This window comes from Actinoplanes utahensis (assembly GCF_016862455.1).
Classification (GTDB): domain Bacteria; phylum Actinomycetota; class Actinomycetes; order Mycobacteriales; family Micromonosporaceae; genus Actinoplanes; species Actinoplanes utahensis.
The window spans coordinates 18,576-37,318 of record NZ_BOMZ01000077.1 but is presented as its reverse complement, the minus strand read 5'-3'; the positions used below and the strand labels follow the sequence as shown (position 1 = coordinate 37,318).

Annotated in this window: 9 protein-coding genes; 2 read left to right on the top strand and 7 right to left on the bottom strand. The window is 73.8% G+C overall.

Annotated elements, in window-relative coordinates; genetic code table 11:
* The first annotated feature begins 166 nt into the window (after positions 1-166).
* Positions 167-919: a class I SAM-dependent methyltransferase gene (locus Aut01nite_RS25805; protein WP_043526615.1), complete on the top strand. Its 753-nt coding sequence runs from the start codon at positions 167-169 to the stop codon at positions 917-919.
* 54 nt (positions 920-973) lie between these two features.
* On the opposite strand, the gene Aut01nite_RS25800 is transcribed toward Aut01nite_RS25805, so the two are convergent.
* Positions 974-1,924: an NAD(P)-dependent alcohol dehydrogenase gene (locus Aut01nite_RS25800; protein ID WP_236642774.1), complete on the bottom strand. Its 951-nt coding sequence runs from the start codon at positions 1,922-1,924 to the stop codon at positions 974-976.
* Here Aut01nite_RS25800 and Aut01nite_RS43725 point away from each other — a divergent pair.
* Positions 1,829-2,056 (top strand): hypothetical protein, encoded by a 228-nt coding sequence (locus Aut01nite_RS43725; RefSeq protein WP_236642770.1) that lies wholly within the window; start codon positions 1,829-1,831, stop codon positions 2,054-2,056. The genes Aut01nite_RS25800 and Aut01nite_RS43725 overlap by 96 nt on opposite strands.
* A 73-nt stretch (positions 2,057-2,129) precedes the next feature.
* Here Aut01nite_RS43725 and Aut01nite_RS25795 read toward each other — a convergent pair whose 3' ends face one another.
* From Aut01nite_RS25795 to Aut01nite_RS25770, 6 genes are all read right to left on the bottom strand, one after another.
* Positions 2,130-2,795 (bottom strand): endonuclease/exonuclease/phosphatase family protein, encoded by a 666-nt coding sequence (locus Aut01nite_RS25795; protein WP_236642769.1) that lies wholly within the window; start codon positions 2,793-2,795, stop codon positions 2,130-2,132.
* 187 nt (positions 2,796-2,982) lie between these two features.
* On the bottom strand, positions 2,983-4,854 hold the full coding sequence (locus Aut01nite_RS25790) for a hypothetical protein (RefSeq protein ID WP_152628781.1): 1,872 nt from the start codon (positions 4,852-4,854) through the stop codon (positions 2,983-2,985).
* A 172-nt stretch (positions 4,855-5,026) separates the two neighbouring features.
* Positions 5,027-5,167, bottom strand: coding sequence for a hypothetical protein (locus Aut01nite_RS25785; RefSeq protein ID WP_161790658.1), 141 nt, complete (start codon positions 5,165-5,167; stop codon positions 5,027-5,029).
* Positions 5,164-12,252 (bottom strand): non-ribosomal peptide synthetase, encoded by a 7,089-nt coding sequence (locus Aut01nite_RS25780; protein ID WP_043526610.1) that lies wholly within the window; start codon positions 12,250-12,252, stop codon positions 5,164-5,166. Before Aut01nite_RS25780 ends, Aut01nite_RS25785 begins: the two co-directional genes overlap by 4 nt.
* A complete protein-coding gene (locus tag Aut01nite_RS25775) occupies positions 12,249-18,533 on the bottom strand; it encodes a non-ribosomal peptide synthetase (protein ID WP_043526608.1) in 6,285 nt (2,094 codons plus the stop codon). Before Aut01nite_RS25775 ends, Aut01nite_RS25780 begins: the two co-directional genes overlap by 4 nt.
* Complete coding sequence (locus Aut01nite_RS25770) at positions 18,530-18,721, bottom strand: MbtH family protein (protein ID WP_043526607.1); 192 nt, start codon at positions 18,719-18,721, stop codon at positions 18,530-18,532. Before Aut01nite_RS25770 ends, Aut01nite_RS25775 begins: the two co-directional genes overlap by 4 nt.
* Positions 18,722-18,743 lie beyond the last annotated feature (22 nt).

Sequence of the window (18,743 nt, the reverse complement as noted above, 5' to 3'; positions counted from 1 at the left end):
TCGCCGGCCGCGTCGATCCTGGTCGTAGAAGACCGCGGTGAAACGGGGCAGGAGGCGGCGGCGCATATCGATCCCTGCCCACTCCGGGATTCTGCCTTCCCGGCACGGCGGCAGCTGGACAGTGGTGACCCTCCATCGACGAGGTCTCGGTGGTAGGTTGCCCGGCATGGGCGAGCAGCCGGCCGAAGCCCGATCACGCCGAGCGCATGCCGCGTCGTTCGGTGACGCGGCCGCGGCATATCAGCGCGGCCGGCCGCCGTACCCCGTCTCGGTTCTGGCATGGGCCGTGCCGCCGGGCGCCCGCCGGATCCTCGACCTGGGCGCCGGGACCGGCAAGTTCACCCGGCTCCTGGCCGACGCGGGCCTCGACGTGGTCGCCGTCGAACCGTCCGCGGGGATGCGCGAGCAGCTCGCCGCGGCCGTCCCCGAGGCAGCGGTTCTGGACGGCACGGCCGAGCGGATCCCGCTGCCGGACGGCCATGTGGACGCGGTCGTGGTGGCGCAGGCCTGGCATTGGGCCGACCCCGGGCGGGCGGTTCCCGAGGTCGCCCGGGTGCTGCGCCCCGGCGGCACGCTGAGCCTGTTGTGGAACGTGCGCGACCACACCGAGCCGTGGGTCGCCCGGCTCGACGAGGTCCTGCACCGGCACACCCGCCAGGACGTCGACACCGCACCGGATCTCGGTGAACCGTTCGGGCCCGTCGAACGCGCCGAGATCCGCTGGCGTCACCGGCTGGGCCGCGGCGAGCTGCTCGACATGGTGGCCTCGCGCAGCTACGTCATCGTGCTTCCCGAACAGCGGCGGCGGGAACTGCTCGGCAGCGTCGAGGAATTGCTGGACAGCCATCCGGACCTGCGCGGCCGCGAGAGCTTCGACCTTCCGTACGTCACCCGCTGCACCCGGGCCCGCCGACCCTGACCTCCGGCGCCCCCGGCCGTCCGGCCGGGGGCTTTCCGCATCAGTGCGTGTGCTTCAGCGCAGCGAGTCGACGTCGATGACGAAGCGGTAGCGGACGTCGGACTTGAGAACGCGCTCGTACGCCGCGTTGACCGCGTCGGCGTCGATCAGCTCGATTTCCGGGGCGATGCCGTGCTCGGCGCAGAAGTCGAGCATCTCCTGGGTCTCGGCGATGCCGCCGATCATCGAGCCGGCGAACGAGCGCCGGTTGCCGAACAGCGCGAACACCTGAACCGGCAGCGGCTCCGGCGGCGCGCCGACACTGATCAGGGTGCCGTCCAGGGCCAGCAGCCGGAAGTAGGCGTTGATGTCGATCGGCGCGCTGACCGTGTTGACGATCAGGTCGAACCTGTTGGCGAGGGTCTCGAAGGTGGCCGGGTCGCTTGTCGCGTAGTAGTCCTTGGCGCCGAAGGCGAGACCGTCGTCCTTCTTGCTGAGCGTCTGGGACAGCACGGTGACCTCGGCGCCCATCGCCACGGCGATCTTGACGGCCATGTGGCCGAGCCCGCCCATGCCGACGACGGCGACCTTCTTGCCGGGGCCGGCGTTCCAGTGCGCGAGCGGCGAGTACGTGGTGATGCCGGCGCAGAGCAGCGGCGCGGCGGCCTCGTACGGGATGTTCTCCGGCACCCGCAGGACGAAGTCCTCGTCGACGACGACGTGAGTGGAGTAGCCACCCTGCGTGACGGTGCCGTCCCGGTCGACGCTGCCGTACGTGCCGACGTTGCCCTCGGCGCAGTACTGCTCCTGGCCGGCGAGACAGTTCGCGCACTTGCGGCAGGAGTTGACCATGCAGCCGACACCGACCCGGTCACCGACGGCGTGCCGGGTGACCCCGGAGCCGACCTCGGTGACGCGACCCACGATCTCGTGACCGACGGTGAGCGGGTAGGGAACCGGGCCCCACTCACCGCGGACGGTGTGGATGTCGGAGTGGCAGATCCCGGCGTACCGGATCTCGATCAGAACATCGCGCGGCCCCAGGTCACGGCGCTCGATCGTGGTGCGTACGAGCGGGTCGGTCGCGGACGGCGCGGCGATGGCGTTGACGGTAAGAATGGTGCTTCTCCGTTCGAATACGACGACGTGGATTCGTGATCCATTACCCAGGAAACCGCATCGGCATCCGGTCGGCCAGCCTCTGACGTTACGTGTACCACCAGGGCACCCTTCAGCCGGCGGCCGGCAGCGTCAGGGTGGCGAGAACGGCACGGTGGTCGGAATCGGTCACCGTGTGCACCTCGGCGGCACGGACCCCGATCCGCTCGTCGGCGAGCACGTGATCGATGGTGACCAGGCCGCTGAACCCGTCCCGGGCCGGCCGGCTCGGGACCAGGCCCGCGTCGGCCGCGTCCCGGTAACCGGTGCCGATGAGTCTACGCAGCTCCGCGTGGTCGAGGGTGGCGTTGAAGTCGCCGAGCAGGATCCGCAGCGGGCCGTCCCCACCGGCGGGCGGCTGGTCACGCAGATCGGCGGCCCAGCCGGCGAGCATGTCCGGCCCGGCGGGCGCGAGCGGGTGCACGGACACGACCTGCACCGCGGGGGCGCCGGCCGGCTGAATGGTCGCGGACGCCTGCTGGAAGCCGCCGGCGTTGCGCCGCGACGACACGGCGAGCATCGGATGCCGGGAGTACAGGCCCGAGCCACCGGCCTCCGGCTCCGGAGAGAGGTGCCGGTACGGCAGCAGGTCGCCGATGCCGGCCACCGCCAGGGCCGCCTCGCCCTGCGGGGTGAACTCCTGGACGGCGAGCACCGCCACGTCACCGTCGCGGACCAGCCGGACGATCCGCGCCGGGTCGGCTCCGCCGTGCAGCATGTCGACGGGGAGAACCCGCACCGTGACACCTTCGGACGGCCCCCGGTCAAGGTCCGGCAGGGCGCGCGGCAGCACGCCGGCGGCCGGGGGTCTCCGGCTGGTCGTCACGGTTGTCTCGGCGGCTCCGAGACAGCCGGGAGAGTCGGCCGGAGGTAACCCGGTTCCCCGCTCGCCCGCCAACCGGCAGACAGGCCCGCGGGTGGGGGCGTCAGGTGAGGGTGGCGGTGTAGCGGCGGGTCTCGTCGTTGAAGGTGAGCTTCCAGGTGCCGGAGCGGGGCAGGGTGATGTCGGCGCCGTCCGGGTCGGCGATGCCGTCGGTGTCGTTGTCGCCGAAGTTGGTGGCCCAGGTGCCGTCGACGTCGAACTTGAACCGCTCGGCGCCGCCGGATTCGAACCGCACGGTGGCCGTCCAGGTGTGGTCGGCGGTCAGCGTCATCGGGGTGGTGGTCCAGCCGTGGGCGGTGCCCCGGACGTTCATCGACGGGTGGTTGTGGGCGGGTTCGGTGAAGCGTACGGCGTACACCCTGGTCTTGCTGTTGAAGTCGATCGTGTAGCGCCCGGCGCCGCCGGTGACCGGGATGTCCGCGCCGTCGCGGTCGGCGATGCCGTCACCCTGGTGGTCGCCGTAGTTCTCCGACCAGTCGCCGAAGATGTCGAACTTGAACCGCTCGTCGGCACCGGATCCGAAGTCGGCCTGCACGGTCCAGTCGTGCGGCGTGCCCGGCACCCGGGTCATCGCGGTGGCGCCCCAGCCGTTGGCGGTGCCGCGCAGGTGGACCTGCTGGACGTCGCCGGCGAAGGAGACACGGACCCGGGCCTCGGTGGCGCTGACCGATTCGGTACGGATGGTCACGCCGTTGGCGGTGTCCGTGAACGTGCTGCCGACCTGCAGCGGGGCGTCGTGGAACCATCCGTCGGCGGTGGTGTCCAGCAGCGAGCTGTCCGGGCCGAGGACGCGCCGCAGCGAGACGCCGTTCATCAGGGCCGGGTTGTCGGCGACCCGGGCGTCCCAGTACTCGCCGTACGGGCGGCGGAAGTCGATGTCGTAGAACCGGCCGTCGCTGAGCGGGATCCGCAGGCTCTGCGGGGCGTCGGTGTCGGCCTCCGACGGCGCGACCGGGTACGTCCCGTCGGCGGTGATCGTGGTGACGCGGGCGTCCGGGATCCAGCCGAGGCGGTTCTTGGTGTAGGCGGAGAACTGCATCTGGTCGTACGCGGCGCCCATCGAGTCGAACGGATCACCGTACTCGTCGGTCTCGCAGGCCGGGCCGTCCTCGATGACGGTGTATCCGCCGCCGGTGGCGCGGCAGCGCAGCGCGTGCGCGTGGTAGAGCCCGAAGTTGTGGCCGAGTTCGTGGTGCGCGACCGCGCGGACGGCCGGTTCGCCCTGGTAGATGTTGACGCTGAGCTGGCCGCCGATCCACGCCCAGCCGCCGTAACCGCAGTTGCGGGCGCCGCCGTCGATCAGGTACTCGATCCGGTCGTACCCGCTGAGGTCGAGCCCGGCGGCCCGGACGGCGGTCTCACCGGCGGTGGCTTCGGCCCAGCAGCCGGTGTCGGCGGGCACTTCGAGGTAGTCGATGACGTCGCCGCGCAGGTCGAGTTGCGACCAGGAGCTCTCCCGGAAGTACGCGGAGACCGAGTCGGGCGCGGTGAAGAAGCTCTGCCGGACCTCGGCGGCGGTCATCGGCTGCCCGCCGGACGGGCCGAGCCGCAGCAGCACCACGGCGAGGGTCTCCTCGCCGGTGACCTGCGGGGTTTCGGCGACGGAGAGCGGGTGGGCCTCGCCGGCCCGCAACGCCGACGCGGTCTGCTGCCCGGTGACCGAGGCGCGCTGCCCGGGGACGAGTTCGTCGAAGACCTCGTCGGGGCCGTCGAGGCGGATCCGGTCGCCGTCGGCCTCGCGGAGGAACCGCAGTTCCTGATGGCCGGCGGTGCTGCCGAGTTCGGGGGTGCTCTCGATGAGTTCATAGATGCCGTCGACGGTCCGTGCCCCGGTGGCGGCCGCGGCCGGGCCGGCCACCAGTGCGCTTGCGCCGGCGAGGGACAGTGTCGTGAGGAGCGATAGGAAGAGTCTCACGGCCGGTGACCGTAAGCGCACGTCATGAACCTTGCAAGAAGCGTCATTTCCTGCAAGAGAACGTCATGTGACGCGCCGGCGTCCACTCCGGACACGCACCCCCGCCGAGCAGGGGTGCGGTGCCGCGGAAGGATTTACATTTCGCGTTCAGGTGTCGTGCGACACCCTGCCGTCATTGGCACCAGGGGCCACGGATCTCCCAGGGCCCGCACGTGGCGGACTGAACGGGAGCCGCCGAGGCGGGAGCGGCCGCGATGCCGGCCAGCAGTGCCGTCGCGGCGACGGCGACGGCGATCCGGGCGATGAGTCTCATGAGTTCTTCCTCTCGGGTCGGGTGGTCAGGATCTCGGCCAGCCCGGTCACGCCGGGCTCCTCCAGGACGCCGATGTGGCTGCCCGGGATGCTGTTCCAGGTGTGCGGAGCGTCGGCCACCAGCTCACGCCACCAGCGCAGGTAGTCCTCCGGGAGCAGGCCCTGGACCACCGGGTGGGTTCCGGCGGCGATCTCGTCGCCGAACACCAGGTCCACCGGCCAGGCCGGCCGGGTGAACTCGTACGAGAACGTGGCCCGCAGCAGGTCGGTCCAGCCGCGGACCCGGTCCAGCCACTCGCCATCGGTGAGATCGTCCTCCGGTAGCTCCTCGTCGAGCAGGCCGGCGAGCACCGCGAACGCCTCGGCCCGGACGCCGTCCTCGCCCGCCGACAGCCGGGCGAACAGCCGCTCGCAGCGGGCGAAGTCGGCGAGTTGCTCGTCGGCGTCGGTGAGCGGGGACGCCGGGTCGAGCAGCGCCAGCCGGACCGGCACGCCCGCGCCGGTGAGCAGGCGGGCCATCTCCCAGGCGATGCCGCTGCCGCCGCACCAGCCGAGCAGCCGCACCCCCGCGGCGGGTATCGGGCCGAGCTGGTCCAGGTAGTGCCGGGCCAGCGCGGCGGTCGAACCGCGGCCGGGGAACGCGACGCCGGGGAACCGGAAACCGGCGACCGGCCCCGCCGGAACCACTGCGGCGAGACGTTCGTACCAGCGGATGTCACCGCCGCCCGGATGCACGCACAGCAGCGGCGCCTGGTCGCCGTCGCGGCGGAACCAGTGCAGCGGGCCGCTGCCGGCTCCGGTGTCGCCCGCGGTGACGGCGGCGGCGATCGCGGCGATGGTGCGGCGCTGCACCACGTCGGCGACCGAGACGGGGCTGCCGAGCGCCTCCGACAGGCGGGCCGCGAGACGGACCGCGAGCAGCGAGTGGCCGCCCATGTCGAAGAAGTCGTCGTGCACCCCGGCCCGGTCGGCGCCCAGCACCCGCTGCCAGACCGCGGCGATCCGGGCCTCCCGGTCGTCGCGGGGCGCGACCGGTTCGGGCCGCTGGTCGCCGCCGGTCGGCAGGTTCTCCAGAGCCTTCCGGTCGATCTTGCCGGCGGCGTTGCGGGGCAACTCGGGCAGCGTCACGATCCGGGACGGCAGCAGATAGGCGGCGAGCCGATCGCGCAGGAATCGCTCCAGGTCGCCGGCGCCCGCCGGACCGGTCATGGTGACGAACGCCGCCAGATGCCGCCGTTCCCGGTCGCCGCCGACCACGGCGACGGCCTGTCGGACGTCCGGGTGCGCCTGGAGCGCCGCCTCGATCTCGCCCAGCTCGATCCGCCTGCCGTTGACCTTCACCTGCTGGTCGAGGCGGCCGAGGAACACGAGTTCACCGTCGGGGCGGCGGAGCACCCGGTCGCCGGTGCGGTACAGCCGGGCGCCGGGGACGCCCGCGAACTCGTCGGGCACGAACCGGTCCGCGGTCAGGTCCGGGCGGCCGGCGTAGCCGCGGCCCACCCCGTGCCCGCCCAGGCAGAGTTCGCCGGGGACGCCGACCGGCACCGGCTGGAGCCGGCCGTCCAGGACGTGGGCGGTGGTGTTGGCGATCGGGCGGCCGATGGTCGGGTTCTGCCGATCCCTGGTGATCTCCGTGCCGGTGGCCCAGATGGTGTACTCGCTGGGCCCGTACAGGTTGAGGAACCGGACCCGGCCGCACCAGCGGCTCGCCAGCTCCGCCGGGCAGGTCTCCCCGGCCACCGCGACCACCCGCAGGCCGGGCACGCCCGCCGGGTCGAGGACGTCCAGCGCGGACGGCACGGTGACCAGGTGGGTGACCGCCATCCGGGTCAGGTGACGGGCCAGGACGTCGCCGACGGCCAGCACGCCGGGCTCCGGCACGCACAGCGTCGCGCCGCGGGTCAGGGCGAGGAGCATCTCGAAGACGGCCATGTCGAACACCACCGGCGCCAGCTGCGCCACCCGGTCACCGGGCCGCACGCCGAGGGCGTCGAGGTGGGTGCCGACCAGGTTGCGCAGCCCGCGGTGGGTGAGCATGACGCTCTTCGGCCGCCCGGTCGAACCGGAGGTGCTGATCAGGTAGGCGAGGTTCGCCGGGGTCACCGCGACCGGCTCGGTCAGCGGGCTCCCGGTCAGCGCGGGCAGCGGCACCCCGCCGTCGCCGACGGTCAGCAGCGCGCCGGCGTCCCGCAGCAGTTCCCGGCGCCGCGCCTCGGGCTGTGCCGGGTCGATGATCAGGAAGGCGGCGCCGGCCCGGAGCACCCCGAGCAGGGCGACGATCAGGTCGCGGCCGCGCGGCAGGCTGACGGCGACGACGCTGTCCGGCCCGGCCCCGCGTCGCCGCAGGCCACCCGCCACCTCCGCGGACAGTCGCCGCAGCTCGGCGTACGTGAGATCGCCCGCGCTGTCGTGCACCGCGGTTCCACCGGCCCACCTGTCGATCAGCTCCACGACGTTCGCGGCCGGTTCCTCCACCGGGCCGGCGGCCAGGGCGAGCGCCCGCCGGTGGTCGGCGGCGTCCAGGGCGGGCCGGCGCGGGTCGCCGTGCGGGGTTCCGGCCATGGCGGTGAGGACCTGGGTGAACAGGCGGCCCAGCATCTCCCCGTACTCGGGGGCGATGCGCTCCGGGCGGGCGGTGAGCCCGATCGCGTTGTCGCCGGTCGACAGCGACAGCGCGAACTGGGTGGGGCTGATGTCGTGCAGCGTCTCCACGTCGACGAGCTCCCGGTCGAGGACGTGGAAGTTGATGAAGTTGAACGCGGTGTCCAGCAGCGGGGTGTCGCCGCCCCACGCGGCCTGCATCACCGGCAGCGGGTACCGGCGGTGCGCGTGGACGGCGATCTCCTCGGCGAACACGGCCTGCACGTACCGCACCCAGGTGTCCGCGACGGGCGGGGCGAGGAACGGCACCATGTTGAGGAACATGCCGCGGACCTCGTCGCCGCCGAGCTGTTCCGGGCGGCCGTTGGAGACCACCCCGGCGAAGAACCGTTCCTGGCCGGTGGCGATGCCGAGGACCCGCAGGTAGGCGGCGAGCAGCACGGTCTTGAACGGCACACCGGCGATGGCGGCGAGCTCGCGCAGACCGGGGTCGAGGGTGTCGAGGGGTACCCGTACCTCGTAGCTCAACGCCCCGCTGGGCCCGGCCCACTGCTCGGGCAGGGTGATCCGCTCGGCGTCGCCGTGGACCCGCCGCGCCCAGAACTCCCGGTCCTCGGCCGAGCGCATCGAAGCCTGTTCGAGGGCGATGAAGTCGGCGAACCGCACCGCGTCGGGCGGCCCGGCGTCCGGGGCGCCGCCGTCACGGTACGCCTCGTACGCGTGCAGCAGCTCGGTCACCAGGGAGTTGTGGCTCCACCCGTCGAGCACCGGATGGAACTCGACCAGGCACATGTGCCACACCTCGTCGCTGGTGAGCACGACGTGCAGCCGCCACAGCGGCGCCGCGGCGATGTCGAACAGATCGGCCCGCTCGTCGGCGACGATCTCCCACAGCCGCCGCTCCCGCTCCCCCACCGGTAGCGTCCGCAGGTCGGTGAACCGGATGTCGAGTGTCGCGTGCCGGTGCACCAGCTGCAACGGCTCGCTGTACGTGGTGACGTCGAACGAGGTCCGCAGGATGTCGTGACGGGCGGTGACGTACTCGGCGGCACGGCGCAGCGCGTCCAGGGAGAAGGTGGCGCGTTCCCTGATCGGGTAGGCGGTCGCGTTGTGGTAGCGGTGCACCTCGTCGTCGGCGAGCAGTTCGAACAGCATGCCGGCCTGGGTCTGGGAGAGGGGGTAGGCGTCGGCAAGCCCGCCCGGCAGCTTCGCCCGGTCGCTCGCCGGGATCAGCGAGAACGGTTCGGTGCGCAGGTCGTCGTCGACGCTCCCGCCGGCCAGTTCGGCGATCTCGGCGGCGGTCTGGCGGCGGAACATGTCGGCGACCGAGACGGCGAACCCGCGGGCTCGCAGCAGGCCGACCGCGCGGACGGCGCGGATCGAGTCGCCGCCGAGGGCGAAGAAGTTGTCGTGCACGCCGACCCGCGGCACGTCGAGGACCTCGCGCAGCACGTCGGCGGCGGTGGTCTCGGCGGCCGAGCGCGGTGCCTGGTACGGCACCGCCGATTCCAGTCTCGGCTGGGGCAGTCTGCCGCGGTCGAGTTTGCCGTTGACGGTGAGCGGGATCCGCGGGATGGCGACGACGGCCGCCGGGACCATGTAGCCGGGCAGACGGGTGGCGGCGTGCCGGCGGATCTCGTCGAGCGGCACGTCACCGGCGAGCACGACGTAGCCGAAGATCTGCCCGTTGCCGGGGCTGGACCAGCGCACGTCGACGGCGGCCGCCGTCACCGCCGGATGGGCGGCCAGGGTCGCCTCGATCTCGCCGATCTCGATCCGGTGGCCCCGGATCTTGATCTGCTGGTCGGTGCGGCCGAGGTATTCGATCTCCCCGGTGGCGGTGCGCCGGGCCAGGTCGCCGGTGCGGTAGAGCCGTGCGCCGGGCTCGCCGGCGAACGGATCGGGGACGAAGCGTTCGGCGGTCAGTTCGGGGCGGCCCAGGTAGCCGCGGGCCACTCCGGCGCCGCCGACGTGGATCTCGCCGGGGACACCGGCCGGCACGGGCTGCCCGGCGGGGTCGAGCACGTGCAGGCTCAGGTCCGCCAGGGGCGCCCCGATGGGGCTGCGGGCGGAGCCGGTACGGGTACGGGTGTCCTCCTCGGCGATCTCCCGGTAGGTGACGTGCACCGTGGTCTCGGTGATCCCGTACATGTTGATCATGCGGGGGCACCGGCCGTCGAGCCGGAACCACGGCGCGAGCAGCGCCGGGTCGAGGGCCTCCCCACCGAACACGACCGCGCGCAGCGACAGATCGTCCCCGGTCAGCGCCTGGGTGAGGCCGGCGAACGCGGACGGCGTCTGGCTGAGCACGGTGACCCGCTCCGCGGCGAGCAGCCGCAGGAAGTCGTGCGGCGACCGGGACGTCTCGAACGGCACCATGACCAGGCGGCTGCCGTGGGTGAGCGCGCCCCAGATCTCCCACACCGAGAAGTCGAAGGCGTACGAGTGGAACGCCGTCCACACGTCCTCCGGGCCGGTGACGAGGTCCCGATCGATGGCCGCGAACAGCCGCAGCACGTTGCGGTGGGTCACCATCACGCCCTTGGGGCGGCCGGTCGACCCGGAGGTGTAGATGACGTAGGCCAGGTCGTCCGGGCCCGCCGGACATCCGGGGTCGGTTCCGGCCTGTGCGGCGATCGCCGTCCGGGTGTCCGCGTCGTCGAGCAGCACCAGCCGCGCGTCGAGCCCGGCCGCGTGCCCGGTCTCGGTGACGACGACAGCCGTCGCCGCATCCTTGATCATGAAATTGACGCGTTCGTCCGGCTGGTCCGGGTCGAGCGGCAGGTACGCCGCGCCGGTCTTGAGCACCGCCAGCAGCGCCGCGACCAGGTCGGGGCCCCGGCCGAGCCGCACGCCGACCAGGTCGCCGCGGCGCACGCCGCATCCGATCAGGTGCCGGGCCAGCCGGTTCGCCCGCTCCTCGAGGTCCCGGTAGGTCCACTGCCGGCCGGCGAAGCTGATCGCGACCCGGCCGGGCCCGGCCCGGCGCACCGCCTCGTGGATCGTGCCGGTGACCGGCAGGCTCGCGGTCGCGGCGACGCCCGGCAGGTCCTCGGGCCCGGCGAACCCGATGCCCGGGATCGGCCGGTCCGGCCGCTCGGCGAGCGCGGCGACGAAGGCGGTGAAGTGCCGGGCCATCCGCCGGACGGTGGCGGCGTCGAACAGGGCGGACGGGTAGACGATCGCGCCGGTCCACTCGCCGTCCGGGTCGACGGTGACGCTGAAGGACAGGTCGAACTTCGCGGCGATCCAGTCGACGTCGACCGGCCGGGCGGTCAGGCCGGGCAGTGTCACGTCCTCCCCGGCGGTACCCTCCTCGACGGTCAGGCTGGCCTGGAAGATCGGGTTGCGGGACAGGTCGCGGTGCGAGCGCAGCTCGGTGACCAGCCAGTCGAACGGGACGTCGGCGTTGGCGTACGCCGACACCGCGGTGGCCCGGACCTGCCGCATCAGCTCGGTGAAGGTCGGGCCGGCGGTCAGGTCGGCCCGCATCACCAGCATGTTGCCGAAGTAGCCGATGGTGTCGGCGAGGTCGGCGCGGGGCCGGCCGGCGGACGGCACGCCGACGGCGATGTCACCCTGCCCGCAGTAGCGGCTCAGGAACGCCTGGACCGCGGCGAGCAGGGTCACGAACGAGGTGGCGCCGGCTTCCCGGCCGAGTCGCCGCAGTTCGCCGGCGACGGCGGCCGGGATGACGAACCGCTCCGCGGCGCCGGTGGCGTCCCATTCGGCGGGGTGCGGCCGGTCGGTGAACAGGGCCAGGTCGTCCAGGCCGGCGAGCTGGGTACGCCAGTACTCGAGCTGCCCGTCGCCGAGCATCCCGCGGACCCGGTCGCGTTCCCATCCGGCGTAGTCGGCGTACTGGGTCGGCACCGCGTCCAGCCGGGGTGGCCGCCGGTCCAGCGCGGCCGCGTACGACTCGCTCAGCTCGCGCAGCAGCACCCCGGTGGACCAGCCGTCGAAGGCGATGTGGTGCACGCAGATCAGCAGGACCCGCCGCTGCGGCCCGAGTTCGACCAGGTGGAAGCGGATCGGGTGCTCGTGCCGCAGATCGGTCGACGCCCGGGACAGCCCGGCGAGCACCCGCTGCAGGTCGTCGCCGGTGGCGGTGGCCCGGCCGATCCGGACCGGCGCGGCCGGGTCGACGACCTGCCGCGGCTCCCGGTCCTGCAGCACGTAACGGGTGCGCAGCACCTCGTGCCGGGCCACCAGCGCGCTCAGGGCGGTGGCCAGCGCGTTCTCGTCGAGCGGCCCGGTCAGTTCCAGCGCCACCGGGATCAGGTACTCGTCCTGCGCCGGCCGCAGCTGGTCCAGCATCCACAGCCGCTGCTGGGCGAACGACAGCGCGAGGGGCCCGGTGCGTGGCAGCCGCGGGATGCCCGCCGCTGCCGCCGGTCTGCCGGTCCGCCCGGCCAGGCGCTTCTCGAGGATCCGCCGGCGAAGCTCGGCGAGATCCGTTCCGGTCTGCGGTGCGTCGATGCTCATCGGGAGTCGCTCTCCAGGTCCTGCGCGGCCAGGGCCACGATCTCGGCGTCGGTCAGGGTGTCGAGCGCGGCCTCGACGGCGTCGCGGATCGCGGCGGCGAGGGACTCGACGGTGGTGGTGGTGAAGAACCGGTGCAGGGGCAGCTCGATCGCGAAGATCTCCTCGATGCGCTGGCCGACCCGGATCGCGGTCAGCGAGTGGCCGCCGAGATCGAAGAAGTCGTCGTCCGGGCCGGGCGCCGGCACCCCGAGCACCTCGGCCCAGATCTCGGCGACCTGCTGTTCGGTGGGATCCAGGGCGCGCCCGGGCGACGGTTCGGCGACGGCGGCCGGGTCCACCCGCGGCAGCCGGGCGCGGTCGACCTTGCCGCTCGCGGTCAGCGGCAGAGCGTCGATGACGGTCAGCGCGGCCGGCATCAGGTGCCGGGGCAGCCGGGTGCGGGCCAGGGCGCGGAGCGCCGGCACATCGAGATCGAGACCGGTTCGCGGTACGAGGTAGGCGAGCAACCGCTGCTCCCCGCCCGCCCCGAGTCCCGGCACGACGACGGCCGCGGACACACCGGGCAGCGCCGACAGCACCGACTCGATCTCGGCCGGCTCCACCCGGAACCCGCGGATCTTCACCTGCCGGTCGGTGCGGCCGTGGAACTCGAACGAGCCGTCCGGGCGTAGCCGTACCAGATCGCCGGTTCGGTAGAGGCGGGCACCCGGCGGCCCCAGCGGATCCGGGACGAACCGGTCCGCGGTCAGGTCCGGCCGGTTCAGATAGCCGCGCGCGATCCGCCGCCCGCCGATGAACAGTTCACCGATCGCCCCCGGCAGCACCGGCCGCAGCGCCTCGTCGAGGACCAGCAGCCGGGAGCCGGGCAGCGGCCGCCCGATCGGCAGCGCCGCACGGCCCGCCCGACGCGCCTCGTCCTCGTCGATGACCTGGAAGGTGGCCGCGACGGTGGCCTCGGTCGGCCCGTACGTGACGCTGAACTCGGCGCCGACACCGAGCGCCCGCCACGCCGCCGCGTCCTCCCCGGTCACCACGTCGCCGCCGACGTCCATCATCCGCAGCGACGCGAGCCGCGGGTCGCCGGGCACCGCCGCCCGCAGCAGTTCCCGGTAGTAGACCGGGGTCACGTCGGCGAGCGTCACACCGTGGTCGTGGAACTGCTGGAGCATCTGCGCCGGCGTTACCGACCGGGCATCGAGCGGCACCACCGCCGCGCCGCTGATCAGCGGCGCCGCCATCTGGTCCATCGAGGCGTCGAAGCTGAGCGAGGCGAGCAGGGCCATCCGGGCGCCCGGCGCGAGGTCGTACGCCCGCGCCTGCACCTGGCAGTGGTGTGTGAACGCGGCATGGTCGACGACCACGCCTTTCGGGCGGCCGGTGGACCCGGACGTGAAGATCACGTAGGCGGCGTCGGCCGGCAGCGCTCCGGGCGGCGTCCGGCGTGCCGAGACGTCGTCGTCGGGCAGCCCTTCGACGAGCACCGGGCACGGCGCGTCCGCGAACCGGGCCGCGGTCGTCTCGTCGGTGACCACGGCGACCGCCGCGATCTCGTCGAGCAGAGCGGCGCGCCGTTCCGGCGGTTCCGCGCCGTCGACGGGCACGTAGACGGCGGCGCACCGCAGGACGGCGAGCAGCGCGGCGATCGTACGCCCGCTGCGGCCCGCGGAGACCGCGACCGCCGACCCGGGTTTCACCCCGGCGGCGAGCAGCCGCCGGGCCAGCCGGTCGGCACGTTCGTCCAGCTCACGGTAGGTCATGGTGCCGGCCGACCCGGTGACCGCGATCGCGTCCGGGGTCCGGGCCACGTGGGCGGCGAACAGCTCGGGCACGGTCCGCGGATCGTCGGTGTACGGCTCGGACGCGCCGAGCGCGGCCCGTTCCCGGCCGGTGAGCAGGTCGATGCCGGCCAGTTCGGCGTCCGGGCGGGTGGCGACCGCGGCGATCAGGCGGACCAGGCGTTCGCCGATCCGGTCGACGGTGGCCGGGTCGAACAGCGCGGTCGCGTATTCGAGCTCGCCGGTCCAGCTGCCGTCCGGGTTCGGGCGCATGGCCAGGCTCAGGTCGGTCATCGCCGCCGGCGGGACCGTGTCGATTCGCTCGGTGACCAGCCCGGCCAGCGGGAGGGCCGGCCCGGCGTCGTCGAGGACCTGGAACAGGGTGTCGAACAGGGGCGTGCGCGACGGGTCCCGGTCCCGGCCCAGTGCCGCCACCACCTGCTCGAACGGCGCTTCCCGATGCGGGTACGCCGCGGCCAGCAGCGAGCGGGCCGCCGCCAGGTGCCCGGTGAACGTCGCGGCGATCTCCGGCACCCGGACCGCCATGGTGTTGACGAAACAGCCGAGCACCGTCGCCGCTTCGTCGCCGTCCCGGCAGTCCACCGGCACGCCGATCACCAGGTCCGGCTGGCCGGACACCCGGCTGAGCAGCGCCGAGTAGACGGCGAACCAGGTCGCGAACACGGTCGCCCCGGCGGTCCGGCCGTGGTCCAGGATCGCGCGGGCGTGCTCGGCCGGGATCCGGACGGAACGGACGGCACCCGTCGCGTCGCGGACCTCGGGCCGGGGCCTGTCGATCGGCAGGTTCAGGGTGCCGCCGCCGGTCAGGGCGTCACGCCAGTACGCGACGTGCGCACCCAGGTCACGGGCGGTCTCGGCGACGGCGTGGTCGGCGTACTGCCAGGCGGGCGCGGGCAGCTCCGACCCCTGGTACAGCGCGGCCAGCTCGTTCCCGATGATCTTCCACGACCAGCCGTCGACGGCGATGTGATGGGTGAGCAGCAGCAGGATGTGCTCCTGCGGGCCGACCGGGACGACGGAGACCCGGAACTGGTGGTCACGGCTCAGGTCGAAGCCCCGCGGCCCGGCCGTCCCGCCGACCTCCACCGGCACGTCGCCGGGCGGGTCGATCACCTGGGCGGGTTCGCCGTCCGGCCCGATGACGTACCGGGTCCGCAGGATCTCGTGCCGTTCCGCGAGCCGGCGGCAGGCCGCGCGCAGCGCGCCGACGTCGAGCGGGCCGCGCAGCCGGTAGGTGGCCGGCACCAGGTACTCCCGGCCGGTGCGGTCGAGGCGGTGCAGGAACCAGAGCCGCCGCTGGGCCGCCGACAGTGGCAGCGGGCCGGTGCGGTCGGCACGCGCCGGCGGGGCGGCGGCCGCGGCGGGCGCCTGTCGTACCCGCTCGGCCAGCGCGGCGGCCGTCGGGGTGGTGAACACGTCCCGCAGCGACACGACCAGGCCGGCGTGGTCACGCAGCCGGGCGACCAGGCGGGTGGCGGTCAGCGAGGAGCCGCCGAGCCGGAAGAAGTCGTGGTGCACGCCGAACCCGTCGATGCCGAGCACGGCACGCATGGCGTCGAGCAGCGCGGTCTCGGCCGGGGTCCGCGGGGCGACGGCCGCGATGTCCGGATCCGGACGGCCGAGCTCGGGCGCGGGCAGGGCGGTGTGGTCGAGCTTGCCGCTCGGTGTCCGGGGCAGCTCGTCCAGTGCGACGATCGCGGCCGGGACGAGGTAGGACGGCAGCTCACTCCGCAGTCGCCCGGCGAGCGCCGCCACCTCGTCCGGGCCGGGGCCGGCGACGTACGCCACCAGGCCCTTCTCTCCGGTCGCCCCGACCGGCCGGTGCACCACGGCGGCCGCACGCACTCGCGGGCAGGCCAGCAGTGCGGTCTCGACCTCGGCCGGTTCGACCCGGTGGCCGCGGATCTTGATCTGCCGGTCGGCGCGGCCCTGGAACTCCAGGACACCGTCCGGGCGGGCGCGCACCACGTCGCCGGTGCGGTACATCCGGGCGCCGGGCTCGTCGCTGAACGGGTCCGGCAGGAACGCCCCGGCGGTCGCGGCGGGACGCCCGAGATAGCCGCGCGCGACCCGGCGCCCGCCGAGGTACAGCTCTCCCGGCATCCCGGCCGGAACCGGCTGCAGCGCGCCGTCCAGGACGTAGGCGCGGGTGCCGGGCACCGGGCGGCCGATCGGCATCACGCTCTCCCGGCCGGTGCAGCCGGCGGTGTCGATCGCGGTGCAGGTGACGGTCGCCTCGGTCGGGCCGTAACAGCACACGAACCGGCCGTCGAACCCGCCGTCCCGCCACCATTGCAGGTCGCTGCCGCGGATCACGTCACCGGCCAGGTACACCACCTCGACCGGTGCGAGGCGCGGGTCGCGCGGGGCGGCCCGGCCGATCAGCTCCCGGTAGTACAGCGGTGTCAGGTTGAGATGCGTGACCCCGTGGCGGGCGACGCCGTCGAGGACCTCGTCGGCGCTCATCGTGCCCGGGTCGAGGGGCACCACCCGCGCGCCGCCCACCAGCGCGGTGAGGATCTGTTCCAGGGACACGTCGAAGCCGAGGGCCGCGGTGAGCGCGATCCGGGATCCGGCGGTGATCCCGAACTCGGCCGCGATCACCGGCAGGTGTTCGCTGAGCGAGCCGTGCGTGATCTGGACGCCCTTGGGCGTGCCGGTGGAGCCGGACGTGTAGGCGATGTACGCGACGTCGGACGCGGCGATCCGGGGCGGCCGCCAGCCGGAACCGGCGGCGGACGGCCGAGCGGTGTCGGCGGCCAGCAGCGGCACGCCGCAGTCCCGCACCGTGTCGTGGCCGGTGCCGGCGGTGACGGCCAGGCGGGCGCCGGCGTCGGCGAGGACCGCCCGCAGGCGTTCGGTGGGGTGCGCGGGGTTCAGCCACAGCGCCGCGGCGCCGGACGTGAGGGTGCCGAGCAGGGCGGTGACCAGGTGCGGGCCGCGGTCGGCGCAGATCGCGACGACGTCGCCGCGGCGCACTCCGGCGCGGGCCAGGTCGGCGGCGAGGTCGCCGGCGGCCGCGGTGAGGGTCCGGTAGTCGACGGTGCCGTCCGGGCCGGCGACCGCGACGGCGTCCGGCCGCAGCCGGGCCTGCGCGGCGATCAGTTCGGGGACCGGGGCGGGCAGCGGCGCGGGCCGGTACGGCAGGTCCGCCGCCTGCTCGTCCGCGCTGCTCAACGGGTACGTGGCGAGGCTCCGGCCGGGTTCGGCGACGGCCCGTTCGGCCAGCCGCAGGAACAGCCGCCCGATCCGTTCGACGGTGGACCTGTCGAACAGGGCGGTGGCGTAGTCGAGGTGCCCGGAGAAACCGCCGTCGGCGTCGCGGCGCATCGTCAGGGTCAGATCCACCATCGCGGTGCCCGGGGTCACCTCCACCGGGGTGAACCGCGGGCCGGTGGTGGCGACGGTGGCGCCACCGAGCTCCTCGAACACGAACATGGCCTGGAACAGCGGGTTCCGCGACAGGTCCCGGTCCGGTTGCAGGCGTTCCACGAGCACGTCGAACGGCACCGTCTGGTGGTCCATCGCGGCCAGGGTGGTGGTGACGGCCCGGTCGAGCACGTCCCGGAAGGTGGCCTCCGCCGTCACCTCGGCGCGCAGCACGACGGTGTTGGTGAACAGCCCGATCGTCTCGTGGGTGTCCTCGGAGTCCCGGCCGGAGACGGCGGTGCCGACGGCGATGTCGGTCTGCCCGGTGAGCCGGGCCAGCAGTCCGGTGAACACGGCCAGGACGGTCATGAAGCGGGTGGCGCCGGCGGTGCGGCCGAGCGCGGTGAGCGCCCCGGCCAGCGCCGGCGGGACGTGCAGGGCGACACTGTCGCCGTCCGGGTGCCAGACCGGCGGCCGGGACCGGTCCAGCGGCAGATCCAGGGGCGCGACCCCGGCGAGGGTCCGCTCCCCGAAGGCGATCGCCGCGGCCAGGTCGCCGCGGCTCATCCGGTCGTGTTCGCGGGCCACGTGGTCGGCGTAACCGAAACGGACCGGCGCGAGCGCCGCCGTGGTCCCGGCGGCGGCCGCGTCGTAGAGGGTGCCCAGCTCCTCACACAGCACCCAGCCGGACCAGCCGTCGAAGGCGATGTGGTGCGCGGTGACGGCGAGGACGTGTTCGGTGTCCGACAGCCGGATCAGCAGCCACCGGACCGGGAACTGCCGGGCCAGGTCGAACGGGGTGCGCTGGTCCGCGGCGAGCAGGTCGCCGAGGCGGCCAGCCCGCTCGGCCGGGGCCAGGTCGCGCAGGTCGGTGACGGTGAACGACGGGCCGTCGCCGGCCGCGGCGTGCACGACACGCCGCGGCTCCCCGTCCTCGGTGCGGTAGGTGCTGCGCAGCACCTCGTGCCGCCGGTGCAGCTCACCGGCCGCGGACCGCAGCGCGGCCGCGTCGAGCGGGCCGTCGACCCGGAAGACGTACGGCAGCAGGTAGTCGGTGGCGCCCGGATGGAGCTCGTTCAGGAACCACATCCGCCGTTCGGCGTAGGACAGGTTCATGCCGTGTCGCTCCGGACGCTCAGCGGGCGCATGTCGGTCCAGATGGCGGCGATGTGGGCCAGGCAGGCGTCGCGGTCGCCGGTGGTGCCCTCGCTGGTCCAGCCGGCGGGCAGCGGCCGGTCGGCCGCCCACACCGAGTACTGCTCTTCGTGGTTGACGACGACCTGGTAGATCTCGGTCGCGGGCATGGTGGAGCCTCCGTTGTCGGTG